The sequence below is a fragment of the Streptomyces sp. NPDC001407 genome (assembly GCF_042895325.1).
Lineage (GTDB): Bacteria > Actinomycetota > Actinomycetes > Streptomycetales > Streptomycetaceae > Streptomyces.
In genome coordinates this window covers 157,715-183,576 of the sequence record NZ_JBIAWF010000016.1, presented here as the reverse complement: position 1 = coordinate 183,576, position 25,862 = coordinate 157,715, and the positions used below count along the sequence as shown (strand labels likewise).

Sequence of the window (25,862 nt, the reverse complement as noted above, 5' to 3'; positions counted from 1 at the left end):
CCAGCCGGGGCGTTGGTCCGGCTGGGTTGGGGCCGTCAGGCTTCCGCGCCGCCGGGGAGTTCGACGTTCGCGCCCAGCTCCTTGAGCTTCTGCATGCTGTGTTTGTCCGGGGGGTGACCCCCGGACCCCCAGCCGGGGCGTTGGTCCGGCTGGGTTGGGGCCGTCAGGCTTCCGCGCCGCCGGGGAGCTCGACGTTCGCGCCCAGCTCCTTCAGCTTCTGCATGAAGTTCTCGTAGCCGCGGTTGATCAGGTCGATGCCGTGGACGCGGGACGTGCCCTGGGCGGCCAGGGCCGCGATCAGGTACGAGAAGCCGCCGCGGAGGTCGGGGATGACCAGGTCGGCGCCCTGGAGCTTCGTGGGGCCGGAGACGACCGCCGAGTGCAGGAAGTTGCGCTGGCCGAAGCGGCACGCGGAGCCGCCGAGGCACTCGCGGTAGAGCTGGATGTGCGCACCCATCTGGTTGAGCGCGGACGTGAAGCCCAGCCGGGACTCGTAGACCGTCTCGTGGACGATCGACAGCCCGGACGCCTGGGTCAGCGCCACGACCAGCGGCTGCTGCCAGTCCGTCTGGAAGCCGGGGTGCACGTCGGTCTCCAGCGCGATCGCGTTGAGCGAGCCGCCCGGGTGCCAGAAGCGGATGCCCTCGTCGTCGACCTCGAAGGCGCCACCGACCTTGCGGTAGGTGTTGAGGAAGGTCATCATCGACCGCTGCTGCGCGCCGCGGACGTAGATGTTGCCCTCGGTGGCCAGCGCCGCGGACGCCCAGGAGGCCGCCTCCAGGCGGTCCGGCAGGGCGCGGTGGTTGTAGCCGCCGAGCGAGTCCACACCGGTGATCCGGATGGTCCGGTCGGTGTCCATGGAGATGATCGCGCCCATCTTCTGCAGCACGCAGATGAGGTCCTCGATCTCCGGCTCCACGGCCGCGTTGGACAGCTCGGTGACGCCCTCCGCCAGGACGGCGGTCAGCAGCACCTGCTCGGTCGAGCCGACCGAGGGGTAGGGCAGGCGGATCTTGCAGCCGCGCAGCCGCTGCGGGGCCTCCAGGTACTGGCCGCCCTCGCGCTTCTCGATGGTCGCGCCGAACTGGCGGAGCACCTCGAAGTGGAAGTCGATCGGCCGGCCGCCGATGTCGCAGCCGCCCAGGCCCGGGATGAACGCGTGGCCCAGCCGGTGCAGCAGCGGGCCGCAGAAGAGGATCGGGATGCGCGAGGAGCCGGCGTGCGCGTCGATGTCGGCGACGTTGGCGCTCTCCACGTGGGAGGGGTCCAGGATCAGCTCGCCGGGCTCGTCGCCGGGGCGCACGGTGACGCCGTGCAGCTGGAGCAGGCCGCGGACCACCCGCACGTCGCGGATGTCGGGGACATTGCGCAGCCGGCTGGGTCCGCTGCCGAGCAGCGCGGCGACCATGGCCTTCGGCACGAGGTTCTTCGCGCCGCGGACACGGATCTCGCCCTCGAGAGGGGTGCCGCCGTGGACAAGCAGTACATCGTCAGGGCCGGTCATGGATCTCGCGTTCCTGGAGTTGGGCAGGGGGCAAGAAGAAAGGGTAATGCGACCGGGGGGCCCTCCTGTATGCGTAAGGGGGCTCAGGGCATGTCATGGATTGGCAACAACACGCTGCGTTAATGGAATGGTCGCTACCGGTTACGTCGCCGGATATCCGCGAAGCGGCCGCTTTCGCACCGGAGTCGGGCGTCCGGCCCCCGTCCCGGCCCGAAATGCGGGATCATGTGCCCATGTCCGAGGTGTCCTCGCTCACAGGACGACTGCTTGTCGCGACACCGGCGCTCGCTGACCCGAATTTCGACCGCGCGGTGGTGCTGCTGCTCGACCACGACGAGGAGGGGTCCCTCGGTGTGATCCTCAACCGCCCGACGCCCGTCGGCGTCGGCGACATCCTGGAGTCCTGGGCGGCGCTCGCCGGGGAGCCGGGCGTCGTCTTCCAGGGCGGCCCGGTCTCGCTGGACTCCGCGCTGGGCGTGGGCGTGGTGCCGGGGGAGGGTCACGGCAAGGCCCACGGCGACGGTGTGCCGCCCGGCGACGGCCCGCTCGGCTGGCGGCGGGTGCACGGCGCGATCGGCCTGGTCGACCTGGAGGCACCGCCGGAGCTGCTCGCGGCGGCCCTGGGCTCGCTGCGGATCTTCGCGGGGTACGCGGGCTGGGGCCCCGGCCAGCTGGAGGACGAGCTCGTCGAGGGCGCGTGGTACGTGGTGGAGTCCGAGCCCGGCGACGTCTCCTCGCCCGACCCCGCCCACCTCTGGCGGGCCGTGCTGCGCCGCCAGCGCAACGAACTGGCCATGGTCGCCACCTACCCCGACGACCCCAGCCTCAACTGACCGGCCGCACGAGCCCCAGGAGCCGCTCCGCGAGCGGATGCGCGCCCCGCGCCGGCACCGCGAGGCGTACGGGCACGGGCGGCGCGTCCTTCAGCCGTACGAAGCGGACCCCGGGGTGCGTGTAGCGGTCGGAGGCGGAGCGCGGGGCCACCCCGACGCCGTGGTCCGCCGCCACGGACTCCACCCACTCGTCGAAGTTGCCCGCCGTGCACGCCACCCGCGGACGGCTGTCCTCGGGCCACAGCTCCGGGCGGGTCGTCCCGCTGACGGTGTTGACCACGAGCGGCAGCTCGGCCAGCTCGGCCCAGCTCAGGACGCGGCGGCGGGCCAGCGGTGACGTACGGGCGACCGCCGCGACGCGCTCCTCGTGGAAGAGCATCCGGCTGCGCATGCCCTCCGGCTCCTCGCCCCGCAGCACCGCCACGTCCGTCTCCCCGGTGTCGAGCCCGGCCAGGGCCGCGTCCCGGCGCATGAGCTGTACGCGCGCGCCGGTCGTCGCGCGGAAGCGCTCCACCAGGCGGGCGCAGTCCTCGGGCAGCAGCCAGGTGAAACCGAGCCGCAGCACGGCTCCCCGGGCGGGTGCCCGCAGCGCGTCGTCCAGGCGCGGCAGCAGCCCGGACAGCTCCTCGTGCAGCCGCCGGCCCGCCTCCGTGGGCTCGACGCGGCGCGTGGTGCGGTCCAGCAGCCGGGCGCCGAGCGCCTCCTCCAGCGACTGGACGGCGCGGGTCAGCGCGGGCTGGCCGATCCCCAGGCGCGCGGCCGCGTAGGTGAAGCTCCGCTCCTCGGCCACGACGGCGAAACAGCGCAGCTGACGGAGCTCGACACCGCTGAGATCACTCATGCGCAGCAAGCATAAATAGGCACCCGGAGGCATTTCCGCGCGCCGTCGCCCGCTGCCTAGCCTCGCGGCCTGCCGAGTCGGCGGAAGAGAAGCGGAAGAGAACGGGAGACAAGCGTGCGCAAGGTCCTGCTGCTGGCCCTGGGGTCGTTCACCCTGGGGCTGGACGCCTATGTCATGGCGGGGCTGCTGCCCGCCATCGCCGACGACACGGGCACGACTGTGGCCCTCGCCGGCCAGCTCGTGACCGTCTTCACCCTCGCCTACGCGCTCTCCGCGCCGTTCTTCGCGACCCTGCTGTCCGGCCGGTGGCCGCGTGCCGCGCTGATCGTCGCGCTCGCGGTCTTCGCCGCCGCCAACGCCGCGACCGCGCTCGCCCCCACCTTCGCGCTGCTGCTCGTGGCCCGCGTCGTCGCGGGGGCCGGAGCGGGCCTCTACTCCGCGCTGTCCACGGCCGCGGCCACCACGCTCGTGCCGCCCGAGCGGCGCGGCCGGGCCCTCGCGCTCGTCATGGGCGGGATGAGCGCGGGCACGGTGCTGGGTGTGCCGATCGGCGTGCTGCTCGCCGAGCGCACCGGGTGGCGGGCCACGCTCTGGCTGGTCACCGGCCTGGGCGTGCTCGCGCTCGCGGGCCTGGCCGCCCTGCTGCCGCCGCTGCCCGAGGTGCCCTCGGGCGCCGCCGTACGCGACCGGCTGGCCGCACTCGCCGACCGCGAGATCGCGCCCGTCGTCGCGGTCTCCTTCCTCGCCGCGGTCGCCAGCCTCGGGCTGTACACCTATCTCGCGCCGGTGCTGGAGTCGGCGGGCGGTGTCCACGGCGTGACCCCGTATCTGTGGGCCTGGGGTGTCGGCGGGGTGCTGGGCAGCCTCGCCGCCGGGCCGCTGGTGGACCGCGGTGGCCGGATACCGGCCCTGATCGTCGTGATCCTGGTCGCCGTCGCCACCGCCCAGGCGCTGCTGCCGGCCCTCGCGCCGCACCCGCTCGCCGTCGGAGCGGCCCTGGTGCTCTGGGGCGCGGGCGGCTGGGCCTTCCAGGTCCCGCAGCAGCACCGGCTGCTCGCGCTGAGCCCCGGCCGTGGCCCGGTCGTGCTCGCCCTGAACGGCTCCGCGCTCTATCTCGGCAGCGCCGTCGGCTCCGCGCTCGGCGGCCTCGCCCTCTCCTCGGGGATGCGCGCCTCCGCGCTGCCGTGGGCCGCCGCCGGGATCGTCGGCGCGGGGCTGCTGCTGCACGTCGTGACGGCCGTACGGGCGGGCCGCGCGACCAGCCGGGCGACCGGCCTGCCCGGGGCGGACCCGATGGCGTCGGCCCCCAGTACCCTTGGGATCCATGAGCACTCTTGAGCCCGAGCGCGGGGCAGGGACCGGCACCCTCGTAGAGCCGACGCCGCAGGTGTCGCACGGCGACGGCGACCACGAGCGCTACGCCCATTACGTCCAGAAGGACAAGATCATGGAGAGCGCGCTCTCCGGATCCCCGGTCGTCGCCCTCTGCGGCAAGGTCTGGGTCCCCGGGCGTGACCCGAAGAAGTACCCGGTCTGTCCGATGTGCAAGGAGATCTTCGAAGGCATGGGCGCCGGAGGAGACAAGGACAAGGGCGGCAAGGGCGGCGACAAGAAGTAGCCCCACCCCGATTCCCACGGCCCCCGGACGCGCGTCCGGGGGCCGTCCTGTTTCCGCGAGGCCGCGCACAAGCCCGTACAAGACGGAATCGCGCCCCAGGGGCTGCGCGAAGGGGCGGTGCCGGGAAAGGATCGTCCGCATGAGCGACTACGAGACGGACCTGATCCCGGCCCCGCGACGTATCGGCACGACCACCGCCTCCCGCACCCTCGACGAACACACCGCCCTGGACGCGGGCCCCGGCACGGACCGGGTCGCGCGCTGGCTGCGCGCCACCGTCGGCCCGGCCACGGGCCTGCCGCTGCCGCCCGGCACGGGCCCCGGCCGCGTCCGGCTGGCCATCCGCCCGGGCCTCGCCGAGGAGGAGGGCCCCGAGGCGTACCGCCTCACGGTGGACGAAGAGGGCGTCACCGTCGAGGGCGCGAGCGAAGCGGGCGTCTTCTGGGGTGCGCAGACCTTCCGTCAGCTGCTCGGCCCGGACGCCTTCCGGCGGGCGCCCGTCACGGACCGGAGCGCCTGGGAGCTGCCCGGCGTCGTCATCGAGGACGCCCCGCGCTTCCGCTGGCGCGGCATGCTGCTCGACGTCGCGCGGCACTTCATGCCGAAGGACGGCGTGCTGCGCTACATCGACCTGCTGGCCGCGCACAAACTCAACGTCCTCCACCTGCACCTGACGGACGACCAGGGCTGGCGGCTGGAGATCGAGGCATTCCCCCGGCTCACCGAGGTGGGGGCCTGGCGCGCCCGCACCAAGCTCGGCCACCGGGACTCACCCCTGTGGGACGAGCGGCCGCACGGCGGCTACTACACGCAGGCCGATATCCGCGAGATCGTCGCGTACGCCACCGAACGCCACGTCACCGTCGTGCCGGAGATAGACATCCCGGGGCACTCGCAGGCCGCCATCGCCGCGTACCCCGAGCTGGGCAACACCGACGTCATCGACACCGCCTCCCTTCCGGTCTGGGACACCTGGGGCGTCAATCCCAACGTACTCGCCCCCACTGACAACACCCTCGCCTTCTACGAGCAGGTGCTCACCGAGGTGCTCGCGCTCTTCCCCTCGACGTACGTCCACCTCGGCGGCGACGAGTGCCCCAAGGACCAGTGGCAGGCCTCGCCGGCCGCCCAGGCGCGCATCGCGGCGGACGGGCTCGCGGACGAGGACGGGCTCCAGAGCTGGTTCATCCGCCACTTCGACCGCTGGCTCGCCGCGCGCGGCCGGCGGCTCGTCGGCTGGGACGAGATCCTGGAGGGCGGCCTGGCGCCGGGCGCCACCGTCTCGTCCTGGCGCGGCTACGCCGGCGGCATCGCCGCGGCGCGCGCCGGACACGACGTCATCATGTGTCCGGAGCAACAGGTCTACCTCGACCACCGGCAGGCCGGCGGTACCGAGGAACCCGTACCGATCGGGTACGTCCGCACCCTGGAGGACGTCTACCGCTTCGAGCCCGTCCCCCCGGAGCTCACCGGTGCCGAGGCCGCGCGGGTCATCGGCACGCAGGCCAACATGTGGACCGAGGTGACGGAGAACCAGGCGCGCGTCGACTACCAGGTGTTCCCCCGGCTCGCGGCCTTCGCCGAGACCGCGTGGTCCCGCCTGCCCGCCCCCGCCGACCGCGACCACGCGGGCTTCGAACGCCGGATGACCGGCCACTACGCCCGCCTCGACGCCCTCGGCGTCGACTACCGCCCGCCCGCGGGCCCTCGCCCCTGGCAGCGCCGTCCCGGCGTCCTCGGACGCCCGATCGAGGGCGCGCCCCCGATCGTGTGAGCCGCGGCCAAGCTCCCCGCCCCCACGGCGGGTCCCTGGCACGGTGGTCCTTCCACACACGCCGTAAGCCGTACAAGGGCCCCCGAACGATGGCAATCCGCACACAGCGGCGACAGAACGGAATTCCGGACCAATCGCCGGGCCGGATACGGACCGGCGGTTCGCGGACCCTCGCGACGACGAACGCGGAAGATGTGCCAGAGTTGCCACGTCCGGGCCGACAGCACGTACCGTACGGCGGGATCAGGCGGTATCAGGCAAGAGTCGGGACCACCGGGGAAGGGGCAGCTGGGTTGACCACGCACGCACCGCAGGCGGCGCACACCGTGACGTTGCCGGGCTCGCTCGACGAGGCCGTGGCGGCGCTGACCGCCATGCCCGCCGCCGTGCCCGTCGCGGGCGGTACCGATCTGATGGCGGCCGTCAACTCCGGGCTGCTGCGGCCCGCCGGACTCGTCGGCCTGGGCCGGATCAGCGAGATCCGCGGCTGGCAGTACCAGGACGGCCACGCCCTGCTCGGCGCCGGACTCACCCACGCCCGGATGGGGCGGCCCGACTTCGCCGCCCTCATCCCGGCGCTCGCGACCGCCGCCCGCGCCGCCGGGCCGCCCCAGATCCGCAACGCCGGGACCCTCGGTGGCAACATCGCCTCGGCCGCGCCGACCGGTGACGCGCTGCCCGTGCTCGCCGCCCTGGAGGCCAACCTGGTCATCGCGGGCCCCGGCGGCACCCGGCGGGAGATCCCCATAGGGCATCTGCTGACCGGCTTCGACATGCTCCGGCCGGGCGAGCTCATCGGCTACGTCCGCGTGCCCCTGCTGCACGCCCCGCAGACCTTCCTCAAGGCCACCGGGCGCACGGGCCCCGGCCGCGCCGTCGCGTCCGTGGCCGTCGTCCTCGACCCCGCCCGGCGAGGCGTGCGGTGCGCGGTGGGCGCCGTCGCGCCCATGCCGCTGCGCCCGCTGGACGCCGAGCGCTGGGTCGCCTCGCTCATCGACTGGGACGGCGAGCGCACCCTCGCCCCCGAAGCCTGCGCCGCCTTCGGCGACTACGTGGCCGCGGCCTGCATCCCCGACCCCGCGCCCGGCCCCGAGGGCGGCGAGCCGGGGACCCTGCCGCCCGCCGCGCTGCACCTGCGTCGTACGGTGGCGACACTGGCCCGCCGAGCTCTGGGGAGGGCACTCGCGTGAGTGACGAACAGCAGCGACACGCTCAAGTCGGCCCGGCCGGCTGGCAACCGATCCCGCGGGGCGCGGAGTACGACGCGGAGGGCACCGCCTTCGTGCAGCTCCCGCCCGAACTCCTCGCCCACCCGGGCGCGGCGCTGTCCGGCACCGGCGGCTGGGACCCCCTGGCCGCCACCGGCGCCGGCGGCTACACCCCGCCGACGGGCGAGTCCTGGCAGCAGCCGCACGCGCCCGTCCAGGCGCAGCCGCAGTGGTCGGAGCAGTGGGGCGCCCAGGCGTCCTACGAACCCCCGCGCACCGACGCCCCGGCCGACGGCGGCACCCACGGCCGCGGCGCCGACCCGCACGCCACGGCGGAATGGGCGATGCCGTTCGCGGGCCCGTCGCACACTCCGGCGGAGCAGGACGCCCCCGCCGCCGACCGTACGGCCCAGGGCCACTGGACCGTCCCCGCCGCCGGGGACGACCCGGTCGACGAGTCGGGCGAGTACGTCCTGCACGGCCGCCCCGGCGGGCAGGAAGCGCAGCACGCCGACCCGCACGACCCCACCGCCGCGTACGCGGTGCCCTCCCCGGACCCCTCGGGCACGTACGCGCCTCCGCACGCCGCGACCGCACAGGGCGCGGACGCGCAGGGCGATGCGCAGGACATCGACCCTCACGGCCAGTTGGACGCGCAGGGCGCCGAGTCGCCGGGGCAGCCGGCCCAGCAGGTCGCCGGTACGCAGGGCACCGACCCGCAGGCCGTAGCCGCGCAGGGCATCGACCCGCACGGTCAGCCAGGTGCGCAGGCCGCGCCCGGCACCGACGCGCCCGGCCACAGCGGCCCGCACCTGTCCGTCGCCCCCCCGGCGTCCGCTCCGCACGACCCCGGCGCGGACGACCCGGCGGGCGCCCCCGGCGCGTACGTGCTGAGCGGCGGCACGGCCCCGCAGGGCGCCGAGCTCCACGGTCACACCGGCCCGCACGGCGCCGGCGTACCGGACGCGAGCCCGCACACCCCCGAGCAGTGGACCCCGCACGGCGGCAGCGCGCACGCCTGGCAGCAGCCCGCCGCGGCCGCGCCGGACGGTGCCGCCGCTGCGGCCGGATCGACCGGCCAGTGGTCGATTCCGGTTGTGCCCGGCGAGCCTGCCGACGAGTCGGGGGAGTACGCCCTCAGCGGCCTCGCCGCCGCGGCTCCCGGCCCGTCCGACGTACCGGATCCGGTGCCCGCCGCGGATTCCACTTCGTCTCCCGACAGTTCCTCGCAGGACGCCGCTTCCGATGCGTTCGGCGGGGCACCGCAGGACGACACAGGGGTCACCGATACGGGCGATCATCAGACCGCCGCGTGGACGCCCCCGGCGGAGCCCGACGCCGCGCCGGAGGAGTCCCCGGAGACCGACACCAACGGTGCACCGGCGGAGCCCGCGGCCGACCTCACCGAGCCTGCGCACCCGGCGGAGATCGCGGACCCGCACACCGAGCACCCCTGCGCCTCGTACGTCCTGCGCGTCAACGGCACCGACCGTCCCGTCACGGACGCCTGGATCGGGGAGTCGCTGCTCTACGTCCTGCGGGAGCGCCTCGGCCTCGCCGGGGCCAAGGACGGCTGCTCGCAAGGGGAGTGCGGCGCCTGTTCGGTCCAGGTCGACGGGCGGCTCGTCGCCTCCTGCCTCGTCCCCGCCGCGACCGCGGCGGGCGCCGAGGTGCGCACGGTCGAGGGCCTCGCCGTCGACGGCCGGCCCTCCGACGTCCAGCGGGCGCTCGCCGAGTGCGGTGCCGTGCAGTGCGGCTTCTGCGTGCCCGGCATGGCCATGACCATGCACGACCTGCTCGAAGGCAACCACGCCCCGAGCGAGTTGGAGACCCGCCAGGCCATCTGTGGCAACCTCTGCCGCTGCTCCGGCTACCGAGGCGTGCTCGACGCGGTGCGCCAGGTCGCCGACGAGCGCGCGGCGGCGGCCGCCGCACAGGAAGAAGCGCAGCCGGAGACGGAACAGGCACGCATCCCGCACCAGGCGGGCCCGCACGGCGGCGGCAGCGGAAAGGCATCGGCATGACGGGAACGGGCGGCATGGGCGGAATGGCGGGAACGGCCGGTACGGCTGAGGGCACCGCCACCGCGACCTCCGTCGCGTCGTCCGCCCCCTCCGGCGGCCCCGACGGGCCGCCCCCGCACGGCCTCGGCGTCTCCCTGCCCGCCGCCGACGCCGACGCCAAGACCCAGGGCACCTATCCGTACGCCGCCGACCTGTGGGCCGAGGGCCTGCTGTGGGCCGCCGTGCTGCGCTCGCCGCACCCGCACGCCCGCATCCTCTCCATCGACACCGCCGAGGCCGCCCGCATGCCGGGCGTGCGCGCCGTCGTCACCCACGCGGACGTCCCCGGCGACGGCGCCCACGGCCGCCGCGTCGCCGACCGCCCCGTCTTCGCCTCCGACCTCGTGCGCCACCACGGCGAGCCGATCGCCGCCGTCGCCGCCGACCACCCCGACACCGCCCGGCTCGCGGCCGCCGCCATCGCCGTCGAGTACGAGCCGCTGGAGCCGGTCACCGACCCCGAGCAGGCGTTCTCCGCCGAACCGCTCCACCCCGACGGCAATCTGATCCGCCACATCCCGCTGAGCTTCGGCGACCCCGAGGTGACCGGCGAGGTCGTCGTCGAATGCCTCTACCGCATCGGCCGCCAGGACCCCGCGCCCATCGGCGCCGAGGCCGGCCTCGCCGTGCCGCGCCCCGACGGCGGCGTCGAGATCTACACCGCCTCCACCGACCCGCACGCCGACCGCGACCTCGCCGCCGCCTGCTTCGGCCTGGAGCCCGAGCGGGTCAAGGTCGTCGTCACCGGCGTCCCCGGCGCCATGGGCGACCGCGAGGACCCCGGCACGCAATTGCCGCTGGGCCTGCTGGCCCTGCGCACCGGCCACCCCGTCAAGCTCGCGGCCACCCGCGAGGAGTCCTTCCTCAGCCACCCCCACCGCCACCCGACGCTGCTCCGCTACCGCCACCACGCGGACGCCGACGGCAAGCTGGTGAAGGTCGAGGCCCAGATCCTGCTGGACGCCGGCGCCTACGCCGACTCCTCCTCCGAGGCGCTGGCCGCCGCCGTCGCCTTCGCCTGCGGCCCGTACGTCGTCCCGCACGCCTTCGTCGAAGGCTGGGCCGTACGCACCAACAACCCCCCCTCCGGCCACGTCCGCGGCGAAGGCGCCATGCAGGTGTGCGCCGCCTACGAGGGCCAGATGGACAAGCTCGCCGCCCGCCTCGGCCTCGACCCCGCCGAGCTGCGCCTGCGCAACGTCATGGCCACCGGCGACCTGCTGCCCACCGGCCAGACGGTCACCTGCCCGGCCCCGGTCGCCGAACTCCTGCGCTCCGTACGCGACTTCCCGCTGCCCGCCCTGCCCGTGGACGACCCCGAGGAGCAGTGGCTGCTGCCCGGCGGCCCGGACGGCGCCGGCGAGCCGGGCGCGGTGCGCCGCGGCGTCGGCTACGGCCTCGGCATGGTCCACATGCTCGGCGCGGAGGGCACCGACGAGGTGTCCACCGCAACCGTCAAGGTCACCGGCTCGGTCGCCACCGTCATCTGCGCCGCCGTCGAGACCGGCCAGGGCTTCGCCACCCTCGCCCGCCAGATCGTCCAGGATGTCCTCGGCCTCGAGGAGGTCCACGTCGCCCCCGTCGACACCGACCAGCCCCCCTCCGGCCCCGGCGCGCACAGCCGCCACACCTGGGTCTCCGGCGGCGCGGTCGAGCGGGCCGCCCGGATGGTGCGCACCCAGCTCCTCCAGCCGCTGGCCCACCAGTTCGGCATGTCCACCGAGCTGCTGACCATCGCCGACGGCAAGATCACCTCGTACGACGGGGTGCTCAGCACCACGGTCGCCGAGGCCCTCGACGGCAAGGAACTGTGGGCCACCGCCCAGTGCCGCCCCCACCCCACCGAGCCGCTGGACGACACGGGCCAGGGCGACGCCTTCGTCGGCATGGCCTTCTGCGCCGTACGCGCCGTCGTCGACGTCGACATCGAACTCGGCTCGGTGCGCGTGGTGGAGATGGCCGTCGCGCAGGACGTCGGCCGCGTGCTCAACCCCCGGCAGGCCCGCGCCCGCATCGAGGCGGGCATCACCCAGGGCGTCGGCGCGGCCCTCACCGAGAACCTCCGCACCACCGGCGGCCTCGTCCGCCGCCCCGACCTCACGGGTTACGCCCTGCCGACGTCGCTGGACACCCCCGACATCCGCATCGTCAAGCTCGTCGAGGAACGCGACGTCGTCGCCCCCTTCGGCGCCAAGGCGATCAGCGCGGTCCCCGTCGTCACCGCCCCGGCCGCGGTCGCCGCGGCCGTACGCGCGGCGACGGGCCGCCCCGTCAACCGACTCCCGATCCGCCCGCAGGCGGCGGTGGGTGCGGGAGCGGTCTGAGTAGGCGTACTCATGCGGGTGTCACTGCCCGACAGTAATGTGTAGCCGGAAGTTACATGTGCCGTCGGGTGGTTGGGAGAGAGCAGTGAGGCGCGCGTGAGCCAGGATCCGTCGGGCGGCCTCGCCGCCGAACTGTCCTCCCTCAGGACGTTCAAGGGCCGCGTGGATGAACTCCTGAGGAACCTCGGCGAGTCCGAGGCGGCCCCGGAGCGCGTCGCAGACGTCCGGCTGACGGGCGCCCACCTGGGCACCGGCTTCAACGCCGCCCACGCGCTCTACGGCGCCTACAACGACGTGCACCAGCAGCTGGAATCGCTCGCCAAGCTGCTCGCCGACCAGATCGAGCTGCTCGGCCAGGCCGTGCATGGCTCCGGCACCGCGTATGCCGACACGGACGACGACCAGCGCGCCCGCATGTGGGAGATCCAGAACCGGATCAAGCAGCAGTACGACCCGGGGCGGGACCCTTACGCGGCGCACTCCGCTTCCGCTTCCGACGGCAAGGGGGGGCTGTGACCGTGACCGAATTCAACTCCCCTCTGATCAAGCCCTCTCCGGCCAACTCGCCCTTGGCCAACCCGGCCGACCCGCGCCGCCAGTTCCCTTCCCCCTTCGCGACGTACGACTTCACGTCGATTCCTCACGAGCAGCTCCTGGCGATGCTCGAGCCCGCGGACCCGAAGAAGGTCACCGACCTCGCCGGCCGCCTGGCGGATGCCTCCACCGCCATCAAGGAACTGGGCGTCGACCTCAAGCGGCACATGGACCGGGTCCACTGGCAGGGCGAGGGCGGCGATGCCTTCCGCGACTGGGGCTCCCGCATGTCCAACGCGACGCTCAGGCTGAGCCATTACGCGGAGAACGCGGGCACGTGGATGAACCACGCCGCGGCGACGCTCACCCAGGTCCACAACCAGATGCCGAAGTATTCGACGGCATCGAAGGCCACGGTCGACGCCTTCCTCAAGCCCAGCCGCCGAACATGCAGTACATCCAGAAGCCGGCCTTCGACGCCCCTGCCGTCGGCTCGGCTCCTTCGCAGAGCCAGGCTTACGCGGCGCAGAAGCGGCTGCACGACGACCATATGCGTGCGGCCGAGCTGATGAAGAAATTGGCGGAGTCTTACAACGCGTCTGGGGTGCAGCTGCTGAAGGCGGAGCTGCCTAATTTTCCACCGGCGCCGGGGCGGGTGATGCCGTCTCCTAAGCGGCAGATCATCGATTCCGAATACCTTCAGCCCGCTGGTGCGGGCGGTCCGCAGGGGCAAGCTCGTCAAGAGGCCGTCACCGGTTCGTCGCCTGGCTCTGTCGCATCGGCTTCCCGAGCGCCGAGCCAAGGCGCCATGGCGCAGCCATCGGCGAGTTACCCGGAGGCAGGGCACGCTGTCCCCCGGCTTCCTGAGGGCCATTCGACTACTGAGATCGACAGCCTGCCGACAGCGCCGACCGCGCCGCCGACGAGCGTGCCAGGCAGCTGGCCTCAAGGTGGTTCGGCGGACGGCACAGCGTCGCATTCAACACCTCCTGTGCCGACGCTGCCTCCTCCCGGACCGCGCCCTGTCGTGCCGGAGGTCGGCGTTCGCCCTCCCACGACTCGCCCGACGATGCCCGGGGGACCGGGGACGGTAGGCGCGCGACCCGCCCAACCTGTGCCGCGTATCTCCGACCCCGGAGTCGTCGGCGGTCGCCCGTTGCCTGCTCCTTCGGGGCGCCCCGTGGAGCCGCTCCCGCGTGGCACGGTCATCGGTACCGAACCCGGCCGGGGCGGGGGACGCCCTACGGGTTCCTACGGTCCTGGCGCTGTCGGAGGCGTTGGCCGGACGAGCCCAGGAGTGTCCGCGGGCGGGGCCTTTACACAAGGGGGCACTGGGCTGCCCCGCGGCGGCAGTGGCACTTCCGGCATGGCCCCCATGCATGGGGCGCCCGGTGCGGCGCCTCAGAAGCGGCGCGGAAGCCAGCGTCCTGACTATCTCGTCGAGGACGAGGAGACCTGGCGTCGGGGAGAGCGCCGTGTGGTTCCGCCAGTCATCGAGTGACCTCAGTTTCAAGGGGAATGTGCATGTGGGCCATGGAGAGCCGAGGACGCACCACGCTGCGAGCGGCGAGCTGGGCGCTCGGTTGCCTGCTCGTAGGTGTGGCGGCCGTACCGGCCCAGGCCGAGTCCGTTCGTTCGCAGCAGTGGCATCTCGATGCCATGCACGCTGACGAGATGTGGAAGGTGAGCACCGGCGAGGGTGTGACTGTCGCCGTGATCGACACCGGAGTGGACGACTCACTGCCGGATCTCCAGGGGCAGGTGCTCCAGGGCAAGGACTTCTCGAACCAGGCCGGCGGGGCCCATACCGATGCTGCCAACCACGGGACACAAATGGCCGCGTTGATCGTAGGAAAGGGGAAACGCTCGGATGGAAACGGATCCTTCGGACTTGCCCCTGGATCCAAGATCCTGCCACTGCGGGTCACCAACGGTACTGAGGCGCGGAACCAGGCTGAAGGTTCCGAGAACTTCTCCAAGACTGTGAGCGCAGCCATTCGCTACGCTGCCGACAGCGATGCGAAGATTCTCAACATCTCCATGGCAGACGAAGCGGACAGCGCGGAGCTCCAAGGAGCTGTGCAGTATGCCTTGGCCAAGGGAAAACTGATCTTTGCAGGCGTGGGCAACCACGGTGACAAGGCCAATGAAGTCCAATACCCGGCAGCCATTCCAGGTGTCGTGGGCGTAGCGGGCGTCGACCGGGATGGTACGGCGACCAAGGAATCCGAGCATGGCCCCCAGGTAGATCTCGCAGCCCCTGGCGAAGAAATCGTCACGGCATGTGCGGGCGGCACGCAGCTCTGCAAGGGCCACGGCACGAGCGCCGCCACCGCCCTCGCCTCCGCCTCCGCCGCCCTCCTCTGGTCCGTCCACCCCAACTGGACCGCCAACCAGATCACCCGTGTCCTCATCAACACGGCAGGCGGCCCCGAAAGCGGCAAGAAGCGCACGGACTTGATCGGCTACGGCGCCGTACGCCCCCGGATCGCCCTCAAGGACCCGGGCGATCCGGGACCGGCGGACGTGAACCCGATCGACGGTCCGGAATCCAAGTCCGCCGTCGGAAGCGTCCAGAAGCCGGCCGCTGCCCCCAAGGGCGACGACGGCCCGAACACCACCTGGATCGCGTGGGGAATCGGCGCCGCCGTCCTGCTGGGCGCGGCCGTCACCGCCCCCATCCTGATCGCCCGCCGTCGCGGGATCTGAATAAACTCACCTTTCGCATTTGTCCGTCCCACGGGGGGGGAGACCTCACGATGTCCGATGCCCGAATACGCCTGGCCTCAGCGGGAGGCGACGCCGGCACGCACAAGGCGAGCCAAAAGCCCTGGACCACGGCGGGGGGCGTCGCGGGTGAGCTGCACGAGGACATGAAGTCCGCTCTCACGGACCTCGAGCACGCCCACGACGGCATCAAGTCGGGAACGACAGGCTTCGCGAGCGCGGCGGCGCTGAGCGGAATACTCGGCGGCTGGGAAGACCGGCTCGGTGCCGTACGGGATGAATGCCACAAGCTCGATGGGAGCTTGAAGACCGCGGGGACGAAGTTCGGCGAGAACGACGTCAAGGTGGAGCAGTCGTTCGACGCGACGAAGTCGAAGATCGATGCCTACAGCCAGCCGAAGCAGGGGCACTGATCTCGATGGTCACGATCGACGAACTGACCAAGCTGGACAGATCCAAGTTCACCAAGGCCGCGGAAGCGTGGTCAAAGGTGAGCAACCGTGCCAGCACGGCGATGGGCCGAGTGGAAAGCCAGATGCTGGCCACGCTGCGTGGCACGCAGGAGGGTGACGCCGCGAAGACGTCCCTCAAGCAGCTGACCAGGCTGAGCAAGAACTACCAGTACATCCACGCCGAGTGCGGCCTGATACGAACCGCCCTGACCGGCCTGGCCGAAGAGCTGGAAGGCCCGCAGAACAAGCTGAAGCAGGCCCTCAAGGATGCCGAGGACCTGAAGTTCACTGTCAGCCCGGACGGTTCGGTCAAGTACCCGACGTCAGAGGCGACGAAGGTGCCGTTTCTCCAACAGCCGGCGCGGCCCGGCAACGTTCCGCTGATCGGGAAGCCGGACCCGAACCAGGCCAAGGCGCAAGAGATCGCGGACCGCATCACAACGGTGCTCCAGGAGGCGGCGGAGATAGACAACCGTTACGCCAAGGCACTTCGGAAGCTCAACACCAACGGCAAGCTGGACCAGACCGATTGGGCCGATGTGGACCGTGACATGAAGGACGTCCGGGCCGCGGCAGGCAAGCACTTCTCGGAAGACAAGATCCCCAAGGGTAAGTCTCCCAAGGAGAACGCCGACTGGTGGTTGAAGCGCACGCAGGCGGAAAGGGACGAATACGTCGCTCTGTACCCAGCCAGCATAGGAGCGCTTGACGGACTTCCGGCTGTTGTCCGCGATCAGGCCAACCGCCTGGTCCTCACGCAGGATCAGAGGGAAATTGACGAGCATCTGCGCGACCTCATAGGCCATGAGCCAAAGCAATATGAACGTAAGGCACGAGGTGAGTGGCGAGTCAGGGACGAGTGGAAGAAGTGGAAGAGGGAGAAGGAGCGTGTAGAAGGGGTCAAGGCAGGGATCGAGACACTCCAGGAGCGTTTCGTCAACACGACTTCCAAGGGTCTCCCGGAGCCGTTTCTGCTGAGATTCGATACGAATGGCCGCGGACACGCAGTCGTCGCCAACGGGAACCCCGACCTGGCCCAGCACACGGCTGTCTACGTGCCGGGTACCGGATCCCGTCTCGGGAAGATAGAGGACGGTCTGGGGCGTTCGGACAAGCTTTGGCGCACCAGTGCGGCTCTTGAACCCGATCGGACGATCTCGACTATTTCCTGGTACGGCTACGATGCGCCGCAGCGTGTGAAACAGGACGCCTCGCACAGCAGCTATGCGGATGACGCAGCGCCGACGCTCAACCAATTTTTCTCCGGCCTGCACGCCTCCCACGCCCCGGATGTCAGCCAGCACGTGACTGCTGTGGCGCACAGTTACGGCACCACGGTCGTCGGCTCGGCAGCACGTCAAGGAAACCTGGAGGCGGACGATGTCGTGTTCGCCGGAAGCCCTGGAGTCCAGGTCGGTCGCGCCTCTGAGATGGACGTTCCCAAGGGGCATGTGTGGAACGAGCATGCGCGTGAGGAGGATGACGATGTGGGCGACTGGGGCAAATACGTTCACGGCCACCGGGAGGGGCGGGACTTCATTATTCCAAATGATGCGAAATTCGGTGCTCAGCAGATGGATACAGACACGAAGGGGCACAGCGGTTACTGGGACTACCGCGAAGGTGAGAACGGGCGGCCGGATAAGCCGAGCCTGAGTATCGAGAACCAAGGGAAAGTTATTGTAGGGCAGTACGACGAGGTGAAGCTTAAGTGACGGCCGTACGGTTCAAAGGAAAGAGCTGGGGTCCGGTGCGCTGGGGCGCGGCGATTTCACTGGCTGCAGTGTGCGTTTCGGGGTGTGGGAGCATGAACGAGAAGAGCGAAGCGCGTGAGACAAGCGCTGCTTCCGAGGATGTGCAGATGATGCACCCGAAGGACGCGGGGGCGTTGGTCAGTCGCTTGTCCAGTGCGGTTCTTGACGTCACACAACTACGTGGCGAGGTGACGCCCGGGGGGCCGGCGGCCGTCTCCTTCGACCAGAGCGACGGAAATTACTCCATGCAGCATGACTGGTCGATTTGGAAGCTCTCGCCGGATGAGTTGACTCAAGGGTTCCAAAGGCTTCGTGAGGGGCTTCCCAAAAACGGCTGGCGTGTCACTCATTACGGTCCTGCCAACTCCAAGGCGCGGCAGCTTGAGATCGAGGCTGTGCATGAGAAGGACGGAGTCTCGCTCTCTGCTGAACTCTTGATCAGGAGCACTCGGCAAGGGGGTGCGGCGGGAGCCTCGAAGACTGACCTGATTAAGTTCGCTATGGTGTCGCCCACTTACCGTGCACCGCAAGGAGTCGACGCCCGCAAGTACTAAGTGGCTGCTCCGGGAGTGCAGCTCGCCCCGGCGTTCGGGGAGGAGGGGAATACGAGGCCCGCGTACGGATACCTACGCCCCGATCAGCGGTTACTTATTCGGTCCTCGACGAGGGCCGCGATGAAGGATGTCCAGGCGCGCGGCGGGAGTGTGAGTATTGGGCCTTGCGGGTCTTTGCTGTCCCGTATGGGGACGACGCCGTGGGCGGCGACGGATTTCGGTGCCCAGTCGACGCACATTCCGCCCTCACCGCTGCTGTAGCTCGATTTGGTCCATTCCATGCTGGAGAGGTCGAGTGCGCTGCTCATCCTGAGAGTTCCTCCATCACGTCTCGTAGTCTCACCACGGTCTTTTCCGGCGAGAGAGCGTCGGCACGTAGCCGCTCGTAGAGCTGGCCGGCTCGCGTCACCTTTGAGGCCGAGTCGACGACTCGGCCCATGCCTTGCGCCTCGGTGTAGAGGGCGTCGGGTTCCTCTTCGAATCTGAGCAGCGTGAAGCTCTCACCCGTCGGGGGTGCGCCCGCGTCGAACGGGAGCATTTGAAGGGTGACATGGGGCGACTCCGCGGCCTCCACCAGGTGTGCCATCTGCTCGCGCATGACGGCCGGACCGCCGACCGCACGCCGCAGGCATGATTCGTCCAGGATCACCCATAGGAGCGGAGGCGCGCTTCTGTCCAGCACGTTTCGTCGCTGCAACCTCGCTTGGGCCTTCTCCGCTGTCGCCTCCGGGTCGTCACGCGGATACGCGGCTCGGAAGAGGGCGCGTGCGTAGTTCTCCGTCTGCAAGATGCCCATGATGAGGTATGAGCTGAAGTCGAGGATTTCCTTCGCCTTCGCTTCGAGTTCGAGGTAAGGCAGGAACCACTCGGGGTGCCGCCCCCGCCGTGACGTCCGCTCCCACAGTCGCGTGAACGTGCCCGGCGTACCGAAGACCTTGTCGCAATGCGCGGCGAATTCGGGGCTGCCGATGCGGTCCCCCTTTTCCACCATGGCCACGTACGACTGCCCGTATTGCATCCCCGCGCCCAGCTCGCGCTGGCTCATGCCGCGCTGCGTGCGCCATTCGCGGACTTCGTCACCGTAAGGTGAACCCGAACTGTTGGACGACTTGGGCAAGGTCCAACGCCCCTTCCACCACAGGCCAGTTGTGATGCTCTCAACTCTGTCGTCCGGGCCGCGCGCAGGCAACTCTGGTCGCTCGACGGTTGCTCGGCAAGGAGGTTCGGATGACGGTGATGACCTATCGCCCAGGGGTTCATGTGGTGGACACGCAGTGTGGGGAAGTCGGTGAGCTTGTGGGTGCCGATGAGCGTGGGGTGCGGCTTCGGGCGCCCGGTGGAGGGGGCGAGTGGTGTGCCCGGCCGGACGCGCTTCGGCTCGCTCGGGCCGAGGAGCTGAAGCGGGGCCGTGGGGAGTGGGCGGCGTGCTGATTCCTCCGATGATGCCCCCGACGTTCGTTCCTCTGCCGCACACAGGCGGGCCGCCTGCCGCGCCCCGGAAGTGGGAGCCGCCCTGCGCCCGGTGCGTGGATCTGGTCACGGCCCTCCAGGTGCGGCAGCACGGCGGCGGCATCGCGGGCGTCCGGCGGGAGATCGTCGCGCATTTCGACGCGGACCATGCCGAGCAGTAGCGGTCGTGGCCCGCTGGGCCCCGTGGACGAATAGCCGTGGCGCCCTCACGGGGCGCCATGCGAATGACGAGGCGTCCCCCCCCTGCCTACCGCCTCGAATACTCCACTACGCACGCCACCGCGAGAATCAAGCCCGCGACCCCGATCCCTGCCAGAGCGAGAATTTCGAGTACCCCCGCCCCGTCCAGCACCGCTCGGATCGACCCAGCACAGCCGCCGACCGATGCGCACACTCCGAGAACGAGCGCGCGATGCCCCATGAATGCCGCCCCTCGTCCGCGTCGGCCGTGTCTCATCGGGATATCTCGCTCACCACGGCCCACGCCACAACGAGCAGCAGCATCGCGCCCATCCAAGCGAACGGCGCCGCCGCCCGGCGCGAGCACAGTCCCCAGGTGCCGAGTATCGCGGCCGTCGGGGCGGCGAGTACGGGGACGAAGACGACGGTCCGCTGGACCGCCAGGGAACAGATGGGCTGGGTATCGCCCTCGTAGCAGCCGTCACTCCCCATCACCGCGATGGGGAGTACGCAGAAGGTGAACGCCGCGAACAGCCAAAGGACGGCCCCGCCGAGGAATTTGGCGGCCAGGCTCGTCGGCGGCTGCGGCTGCGGCTGCGGCGGCGGCGGCTGCGGCGGCAGCGGTGGCAGCGGTGGGGCGTCAGTCGTCAACGTCATGCCTCCGACGCTAGGCGCACCCCAAATGCCGCACATCCGTGCGGATACCTGAGTATCCGTACGCATGGCACTCTGAACCCATGGACGAACAGTCGTGGCGCCCCCACGCCCTGCCCGGCGAGCCGTATCACACCACCGATACGTGCAGCGGGTGCGGATCGGTCGTGCAGGGGATTCACGGGCGGTGGACGTGCCCCAACTGCGGGGCGTGCAGTCCTTATCAGGAGCCGCCCGAGGGGTGGGCCACGGAGATCACTCCGGAGGAGCTGGCCACCAATACCGTGGGCTACGACGGATAGGCGTCGCTCAGCCCCTGGAGCAGCCACACCACGAAGCCGAGTGTCGGGACGGTGATGGCGGCCCCGAGGATCAGGCCGGTGAGGGCCATGCGGCCGTTCCTCGCCTCGCCGCGTCTCGCCCTGCCGACGCCGACCGAACCGCAGATGATGGCGGCGGTGCCGACGGGGATGGCGAGCAGGAATCCGCCGACCATGCTGGTCATCAGGAGCGCCATCAGGCTGAGGACCAGGGCCGCTACCCCCGCGCCGTCGCGGTCGTGCGGGGAAGGCAGGCTCTGGTGGGCGGGGAACATGGCGCGCTTGGTCATGTCCGGACCGTACGGCCGGCGGAAAGCGGCCGGCATCCGTACGCGTACTCACCCTCACCGCATACGGTGCTCAGAGGCCGTGACCGGAATCGAACCGGCGTAACTCGCTTTGCAGGCGAGTCCCTCAACCACTCGGGCACACGGCCAAGTTGTGCGTTGTCTTGACCATAGGCGGCTGCCGTCGGTGGGGACAATGGGTGCAATGCGACTGACACACCGTGTTCATCCGGCATCGGAAGCCGCATCGGACGCCAGGAATTCCTCCACCAGGGGGCGGAACAGATCCGGCTCGTCCACCCAGGGGTAGTGGCCGACCTCGTGCAGGGGGCGCAGGACCGCCTCGGGGAAGGAGGACGCGACGAATTCGCCCGCGCGCATGCCCGTGACCGCGTCGCGGTCGCCGGTGATGACCAGCACCGGGCAGCGGACCTCGCGGAGGCGGTCGAGCAGGGCCTGGCGGGCCGGTTCGTCGATGCCCTGCCAGAAGCCGGCGCGGGGGACCGGGTTCAGCTGGTCGCCTTCCGTGGCGGCGTGTGCGCGCTGGGGGGCGTCCCAGCGGCCGTACGCCATGGGGGCCGCGCGTCGCAGCAGGTCGCGGACCTCGCCCAGGTCGGAGGTCGTGGGGAGGGTGTGCACGGCGACGTACGCGTCCGTCCACCAGTCCTCCGTGGCGCGGGCCTCGAAGATCTGCTCGGCGTCGTCGGGCAGCTCGCCCTGGAGGCGGGAGCCGGGGGTGACCAGGATCAGGCGGCTGAGCCGCTCGGCGTGGGCCGCTGCGTACGCCTGGGCCGTCGCGCACCCGGCGTCGTGGGCGAGCAGGGCGAACCGCTCCAGGCCGAGGTGGCGGCGGAGCGCCTCCAAATCCTCCGCGAGGGCGGGGAAGGCGTAGCCGCCCGGGTCGGGGGAGGGCGGCGAGGCGCCGGTGCCGCGGCTGTCGGGGATCACGAGGGTGTGGCGGGCGTCGAGCCCGCCGAGGTCGCCGAGGTAGGCGGCGTCCCGCCCCGGCCCGCCGGCGAGGCAGACGACGGTCTCGCCGCCGCCTCCGTCCCGGGCCGGAAGAACGCGGTACGCCTGCTCCGTCGAGTCGTACGAGGTGTAGTGCCGCACGAGTCCACCTTGCCCCAATAGTCCGTCGATAGTCCGCCCCCAGCCCCTCGACGGTCTGTCGATCCAGAAGTGACTACCCGCTCACTCCCCTGCTCCCCCAAATTCCGCTTATGATTCCCGTGTGTTCGACACCCGGCACATCAGAACGTTCCACGCGGTGGTCACGGCCGGGTCGTACTCCGCGGCCGCTCGCGAGCTCGGTTACACCCAGCCCGCGATCACCCAGCAGATCAAGGCGCTGGAGCGCGCGGTGGGCACGCCGCTCTTCGTGCGCGCGGGCCGCGGGATGCGGCTGACGGAGGCCGGCGAGGCGCTCACCCGGCACGCGGAGACGATCCTCGACAGCCTGACGGCCGCGCAGCAGCAGATGAGTTCGCTGACCCGGCTGCGTGCCGGGCGGGTGCGGGTCTGCGCGTTCCCCAGCGCGAGCGCGACCCTGATACCGGAGGCGCTGGCCCGGCTCGCCGCCGACCACCCGGGCGTGCGGGTCGAGCTGCTGGAGGGCGAGCCGCCCGAGTCGATCCGCCGCCTCGTGCGCGGCGAGTGCGACATCACGCTCGCCTTCACCTATCCCGGCCTGCACGAAGAGGTGCCGGAGGAGGTCGTCGAGATACGGCTGATGGAGGATCAGCTGACGGTGCTGATGCCCACCGGGCACCACCTCGCCCGCCGCCGCGCCGTCAAGCTCGCCGACCTGGCGGAGGAGCGCTGGATCGCCGGCTGCCTGCGCTGCCGCACCAACTTCCTGCACGAGTGCGCCGAGCTGGGCTTCGCCCCCGACATCGCCTTCACCACCGACGACAACCTCGTGGTGCAGTCGCTGGTCGCCGAGGGGCTGGGCGTCGCCATGATGCCGGGCCTTGTGCTGTCCTTCCTCCGCCACGACAAGATCACCGGGCGGGCGCTGGACCCGGCCTCGCGCCGTCAGGTCTCGGCGTACGTGCTCCGCGAGCACCTGCGCGTCCCGGCGACGGCGCTCGTGCTGGACGAGCTGAAGGCGGTCGCGGCCCGCCGCGTCGGCTGCTGAGCCCGCAGATGTATAAGCGGGAGTGAGGCTCCCGTCAACAAACTGTCGTTGGACCGATGGATCACACCGTCCGACGCTGCACATATGACCACACCCACCGTAGCCCCCACGACCGCGCGCATCGACCAGCTCGTCGACGACGTACGCGAGGCCGTGGGCCGCGGCCTGCCGCCCGACACGACGGCATACCTCGTCGGCGAGCGGCTCGCGGCCCACCTCGGCTCCCCCGACCTGCTCACCCCCGAGCAGCGCGAGGGCGACCCCGACCACTACCGGCAGCACCTCCTGCACGCCGAGCACGACGGCAGCTTCTCGATCGTCGCGCTCGTCTGGCTGCCCGGCCAGGAGACGTGCGTCCACGACCATGTGTCCTGGTGCGTCACGGGAGTTCACGAGGGCACGGAGAGCGAGCGCCGCTACCGCCTCGTCCCCGACGGCACCACGGCCCGTCTCGTCGCGACCGAGGACGTGGTCAACGCCCAGGGCGACGTCTGCGGCTTCGCGCCGCCCGGCGACATCCACCGGGTGCGCAACTCCTGTTCGTCCACCGCCATCTCGATCCACATCTACGGAGCCGACATCTCCCGCCTGGGCAGCAGCGTCCGCCGCGTCTACGACCTCCCGGCCGACGAACTCTGATGGCCCTGGACACCCCCCGTACGAAGGCGGGCACGCGACCGGGCGGTCCGCCCGCCACCCCGGCGAGGAGCGGGATCCCGGGCACGGACAGGCTCCCGGGCAAGGACAAGCTTCCCGGGCTGGCCATGGCCGCCGCCGGTGTGGCCGTGGCCTGGGCCGTCCACCGGCTCGCACCCGCGGTCCCCATGCTCACCGCGGCCGTCGTGCTCGGCATCGCGGCCGCGCACACCCCCGGCGTACGGGCCCGGGTGCGCGGGGCGGCCCGGCCGGGGCTGACGCTGGCCGGCAAGCGGCTGATGCGCGTCGGCGTCGTGCTCCTCGGCCTCAAGCTGAGCGTCGGCGACGTGCTCGGGCTCGGCTGGGCCACCGTCGCGATGGTGGTCGCGGTCGTGGCGGCCACGTTCTTCGGGACGCTGTGGCTCGGACGGCGGCTGGGGCTGCGCGGTGACCAGCCGCTGCTGATCGCCACCGGCTATTCCATCTGCGGCGCCTCCGCGATCGGCGCCGTCAGCGAGGTGTCGGGCAGCGACGAGGAGGACGTGGCGACCTCCGTCGCGCTGGTGACGCTGTGCGGCACGCTCGCCATCGCCGTGCTCCCGCTGCTCCACCACCCGCTCGGGCTGGACGACGCGCAGTTCGGCCGCTGGGTCGGCGCGGGGGTGCACGACGTCGGGCAGGTCGTGGCCACCGCGCAGACCGCGGGACCCGAGGCGCTCACCGACGCGGTCCTCGTCAAGCTGATGCGGGTCGCGCTGCTCGCGCCGCTCGTCGCGGCCGTGGCGGTGTCCATGCGGCGCCGCCGGGCGCACGACCCGGCGGCGGGCACCGGCAAGCGGCCCGCGCTGGTGCCCCTCTTCGTCCTCGGCTTCCTGGCGATGGTCGGCGTGCGCACCACCGGCCTGGTGCCGGGCGGGGCGCTCGACCTCGCGCAGCACGTGCAGGAACTGCTGCTCGCCGCCGCCCTGTTCGGCCTCGGCAGCGCGGTGCACCTGCCCACGCTGACGCGCACCGGCGGCCGGGTCGCGGCGCTGGGCCTGTGCTCGTGGGCGGTGATCGCGGGGGCGTCGTACGGGGGAGTGCTGCTCACCACCTAGCCGTGGCGTTCACGAGAAGGCGGGGCCCGGCCCATTGACCAACAGTGTCCGTGTGCCGGGCCCCGCCGCGTTCGCCGGGGTGACTACGAGCCGTAGAGCTCGGTCATCTCGGTGATCTTGTTGTCCGGGCCCACCGCCACGTCGTAGTAGTTCTGTCCGGCGCAGTATTCGTCGCTCTTCTGCTTCGACTGCCCGCTGTCGTACTGCTTGTGGTCCGGGTCCGCGCACTCCTTGACGTGGCCGATCCCGGAGAGGGTCGTGCCGGTGTTGGCCGCCGGGCGGGCCTCGGGGCCGTTCTTGCCGATGACGGTCACCTTGGCCTGGGGGTCGAAGGAGTAGGTCTTCGTCGGGCCGTCGGGGCGGTAGAAGGCGCCCTCGTCCATCTTGGTGTTGCAGGACACCTTGGCGTCCTGCGCGATGACGTTGGCCATCGCGCCCTCGACGTGGTCGACCCGGACGAGCTTGTGGCCCTTGGGCAGCGGGCCGCAGGGGTCCTTGGACCTGCCGCTGTCCGCCGGCCCGGCGGGAGCGGCGCTCCGCGCCGGGGACGCGGACGAGGACGGACCGGAAGAAGCCTTGCCCCCGTCGTCCGGCCCGCAGGCGGTCAGGGTGAGTGCGCCGGAGACGACCAGCGCGGCGGCGAGTGCGTGCCGAATGGAAATGGTGTTCCCCCATGTGCTGCGACCGGCCCCGTGGCCGGGCGTGAAGATGCGGGTCCGCCCGCCGGGCGCGCGGCGCCACGGTCGGTGACCTGGCCGGATTCTATCGCCATGTACATGACTGCCAGTGCGCGTTCCCGCCATGGTCATCGGGCATGGAATCCAGGACCAAAGACGGAGTGGATCTGGTTCCCGCGACAGGTGTCATTTCCTGTTTCGGTTCTTACTCTGAGGGG

Annotated in this window: 25 protein-coding genes and 1 tRNA gene; 17 read left to right on the top strand and 9 right to left on the bottom strand. The window is 71.3% G+C overall.

What is annotated here, in order from left to right; translation table 11 throughout:
• Positions 1–163 precede the first annotated feature (163 nt).
• Positions 164–1,504, bottom strand: coding sequence for a UDP-N-acetylglucosamine 1-carboxyvinyltransferase (gene murA / locus ACFY1P_RS22715; protein ID WP_361531343.1), 1,341 nt, complete (start codon positions 1,502–1,504; stop codon positions 164–166).
• Between the two features lie 233 nt (positions 1,505–1,737).
• Here murA and ACFY1P_RS22710 point away from each other — a divergent pair, with 233 nt between their 5' ends.
• Positions 1,738–2,337: a YqgE/AlgH family protein gene (locus ACFY1P_RS22710; RefSeq protein WP_361531340.1), complete on the top strand. Its 600-nt coding sequence runs from the start codon at positions 1,738–1,740 to the stop codon at positions 2,335–2,337.
• Here ACFY1P_RS22710 and ACFY1P_RS22705 read toward each other — a convergent pair.
• The gene (locus ACFY1P_RS22705) at positions 2,330–3,178 is read right to left on the bottom strand and encodes a LysR family transcriptional regulator (RefSeq protein ID WP_361531337.1); all 849 of its coding nucleotides are present in this window, start codon (positions 3,176–3,178) and stop codon (positions 2,330–2,332) included. The two genes, ACFY1P_RS22710 and ACFY1P_RS22705, sit on opposite strands and share 8 nt — an antisense overlap.
• Positions 3,179–3,292: 114 nt before the next feature.
• Here ACFY1P_RS22705 and ACFY1P_RS22700 point away from each other — a divergent pair, with 114 nt between their 5' ends.
• From ACFY1P_RS22700 to ACFY1P_RS22645, 12 genes are all read left to right on the top strand, one after another.
• Positions 3,293–4,516, top strand: coding sequence for an MFS transporter (locus ACFY1P_RS22700; RefSeq protein WP_390751708.1), 1,224 nt, complete (start codon positions 3,293–3,295; stop codon positions 4,514–4,516).
• A complete protein-coding gene (locus tag ACFY1P_RS22695) occupies positions 4,503–4,796 on the top strand; it encodes a DUF3039 domain-containing protein (RefSeq protein ID WP_116212048.1) in 294 nt (97 codons plus the stop codon). Before ACFY1P_RS22700 ends, ACFY1P_RS22695 begins: the two co-directional genes overlap by 14 nt.
• A 139-nt stretch (positions 4,797–4,935) precedes the next feature.
• On the top strand, positions 4,936–6,570 hold the full coding sequence (locus tag ACFY1P_RS22690; RefSeq protein WP_390751707.1) for a beta-N-acetylhexosaminidase: 1,635 nt from the start codon (positions 4,936–4,938) through the stop codon (positions 6,568–6,570).
• Positions 6,571–6,863: 293 nt separating this feature from the next.
• Positions 6,864–7,760 carry an FAD binding domain-containing protein gene (locus tag ACFY1P_RS22685; RefSeq protein ID WP_361531328.1) on the top strand — a complete coding sequence of 299 codons (897 nt, stop codon included), beginning with the start codon at positions 6,864–6,866 and terminating at the stop codon, positions 7,758–7,760.
• On the top strand, positions 7,757–9,802 hold the full coding sequence (locus ACFY1P_RS22680) for a 2Fe-2S iron-sulfur cluster-binding protein (protein WP_390751706.1): 2,046 nt from the start codon (positions 7,757–7,759) through the stop codon (positions 9,800–9,802). The genes ACFY1P_RS22685 and ACFY1P_RS22680 overlap by 4 nt, the downstream gene beginning before the upstream one ends.
• Before the next feature lie 23 nt (positions 9,803–9,825).
• Complete coding sequence (locus ACFY1P_RS22675) at positions 9,826–12,165, top strand: xanthine dehydrogenase family protein molybdopterin-binding subunit (RefSeq protein ID WP_390751714.1); 2,340 nt, start codon at positions 9,826–9,828, stop codon at positions 12,163–12,165.
• A 96-nt stretch (positions 12,166–12,261) separates the two neighbouring features.
• Positions 12,262–12,681 carry a hypothetical protein gene (locus ACFY1P_RS22670; protein WP_390751705.1) on the top strand — a complete coding sequence of 140 codons (420 nt, stop codon included), beginning with the start codon at positions 12,262–12,264 and terminating at the stop codon, positions 12,679–12,681.
• Complete coding sequence (locus ACFY1P_RS22665; protein ID WP_390751704.1) at positions 12,678–13,268, top strand: WXG100 family type VII secretion target; 591 nt, start codon at positions 12,678–12,680, stop codon at positions 13,266–13,268. The genes ACFY1P_RS22670 and ACFY1P_RS22665 overlap by 4 nt, the downstream gene beginning before the upstream one ends.
• Before the next feature lie 955 nt (positions 13,269–14,223).
• Complete coding sequence (gene mycP, locus ACFY1P_RS22660; RefSeq protein WP_390751703.1) at positions 14,224–15,408, top strand: type VII secretion-associated serine protease mycosin; 1,185 nt, start codon at positions 14,224–14,226, stop codon at positions 15,406–15,408.
• A 50-nt stretch (positions 15,409–15,458) separates the two neighbouring features.
• Positions 15,459–15,839: a hypothetical protein gene (locus tag ACFY1P_RS22655; protein WP_390751702.1), complete on the top strand. Its 381-nt coding sequence runs from the start codon at positions 15,459–15,461 to the stop codon at positions 15,837–15,839.
• Positions 15,840–15,844: 5 nt separating this feature from the next.
• Positions 15,845–17,593: an alpha/beta hydrolase gene (locus ACFY1P_RS22650; RefSeq protein WP_390751701.1), complete on the top strand. Its 1,749-nt coding sequence runs from the start codon at positions 15,845–15,847 to the stop codon at positions 17,591–17,593.
• 92 nt (positions 17,594–17,685) lie between these two features.
• Positions 17,686–18,186 (top strand): hypothetical protein, encoded by a 501-nt coding sequence (locus ACFY1P_RS22645; protein WP_361531744.1) that lies wholly within the window; start codon positions 17,686–17,688, stop codon positions 18,184–18,186.
• 83 nt (positions 18,187–18,269) lie between these two features.
• Here ACFY1P_RS22645 and ACFY1P_RS22640 read toward each other — a convergent pair whose 3' ends face one another.
• From ACFY1P_RS22640 to ACFY1P_RS22630, 3 genes are all read right to left on the bottom strand, one after another.
• Entirely contained in the window at positions 18,270–18,494 is a 225-nt protein-coding gene (locus ACFY1P_RS22640; protein ID WP_361531742.1) for a DUF397 domain-containing protein, read from the bottom strand.
• Positions 18,491–19,303: a helix-turn-helix transcriptional regulator gene (locus ACFY1P_RS22635; protein WP_361531739.1), complete on the bottom strand. Its 813-nt coding sequence runs from the start codon at positions 19,301–19,303 to the stop codon at positions 18,491–18,493. Before ACFY1P_RS22635 ends, ACFY1P_RS22640 begins: the two co-directional genes overlap by 4 nt.
• An 806-nt stretch (positions 19,304–20,109) precedes the next feature.
• On the bottom strand, positions 20,110–20,493 hold the full coding sequence (locus ACFY1P_RS22630) for a hypothetical protein (protein WP_390751700.1): 384 nt from the start codon (positions 20,491–20,493) through the stop codon (positions 20,110–20,112).
• Positions 20,494–20,573: 80 nt separating this feature from the next.
• Between ACFY1P_RS22630 and ACFY1P_RS22625 the strand changes: the two genes are divergently transcribed.
• Positions 20,574–20,792 carry a hypothetical protein gene (locus tag ACFY1P_RS22625; protein WP_361531733.1) on the top strand — a complete coding sequence of 73 codons (219 nt, stop codon included), beginning with the start codon at positions 20,574–20,576 and terminating at the stop codon, positions 20,790–20,792.
• Here ACFY1P_RS22625 and ACFY1P_RS22620 read toward each other — a convergent pair.
• The 3 genes from ACFY1P_RS22620 to ACFY1P_RS22610 all read right to left on the bottom strand — a co-directional run bounded on the left by ACFY1P_RS22620 (position 20,780) and on the right by ACFY1P_RS22610 (position 22,207).
• The gene (locus ACFY1P_RS22620) at positions 20,780–21,100 is read right to left on the bottom strand and encodes a DUF4190 domain-containing protein (protein ID WP_361531730.1); all 321 of its coding nucleotides are present in this window, start codon (positions 21,098–21,100) and stop codon (positions 20,780–20,782) included. The genes ACFY1P_RS22625 and ACFY1P_RS22620 overlap by 13 nt on opposite strands.
• A 74-nt stretch (positions 21,101–21,174) precedes the next feature.
• Positions 21,175–21,246: transfer RNA gene (locus tag ACFY1P_RS22615), tRNA-Cys, on the bottom strand.
• Between the two features lie 76 nt (positions 21,247–21,322).
• Entirely contained in the window at positions 21,323–22,207 is an 885-nt protein-coding gene (locus ACFY1P_RS22610; RefSeq protein ID WP_390751699.1) for an alpha/beta fold hydrolase, read from the bottom strand.
• A gap of 121 nt (positions 22,208–22,328) precedes the next feature.
• On the opposite strand from ACFY1P_RS22610, the gene ACFY1P_RS22605 reads away from it, so the two are divergent.
• The 3 genes from ACFY1P_RS22605 to ACFY1P_RS22595 all read left to right on the top strand — a co-directional run bounded on the left by ACFY1P_RS22605 (position 22,329) and on the right by ACFY1P_RS22595 (position 24,967).
• Positions 22,329–23,234 (top strand): LysR substrate-binding domain-containing protein, encoded by a 906-nt coding sequence (locus tag ACFY1P_RS22605; RefSeq protein WP_361531724.1) that lies wholly within the window; start codon positions 22,329–22,331, stop codon positions 23,232–23,234.
• A gap of 84 nt (positions 23,235–23,318) precedes the next feature.
• Positions 23,319–23,873, top strand: coding sequence for a cysteine dioxygenase (locus ACFY1P_RS22600; RefSeq protein ID WP_390751698.1), 555 nt, complete (start codon positions 23,319–23,321; stop codon positions 23,871–23,873).
• Positions 23,873–24,967, top strand: a complete 1,095-nt coding sequence (locus ACFY1P_RS22595) for a YeiH family protein (RefSeq protein WP_390751697.1) — start codon at positions 23,873–23,875, stop codon at positions 24,965–24,967. Before ACFY1P_RS22600 ends, ACFY1P_RS22595 begins: the two co-directional genes overlap by 1 nt.
• Before the next feature lie 83 nt (positions 24,968–25,050).
• Here the strand turns inward: ACFY1P_RS22595 and ACFY1P_RS22590 are convergent, their stop codons facing one another.
• Positions 25,051–25,776 carry a hypothetical protein gene (locus tag ACFY1P_RS22590; RefSeq protein WP_390751696.1) on the bottom strand — a complete coding sequence of 242 codons (726 nt, stop codon included), beginning with the start codon at positions 25,774–25,776 and terminating at the stop codon, positions 25,051–25,053.
• Between the last annotated feature and the right edge of the window lie 86 nt (positions 25,777–25,862).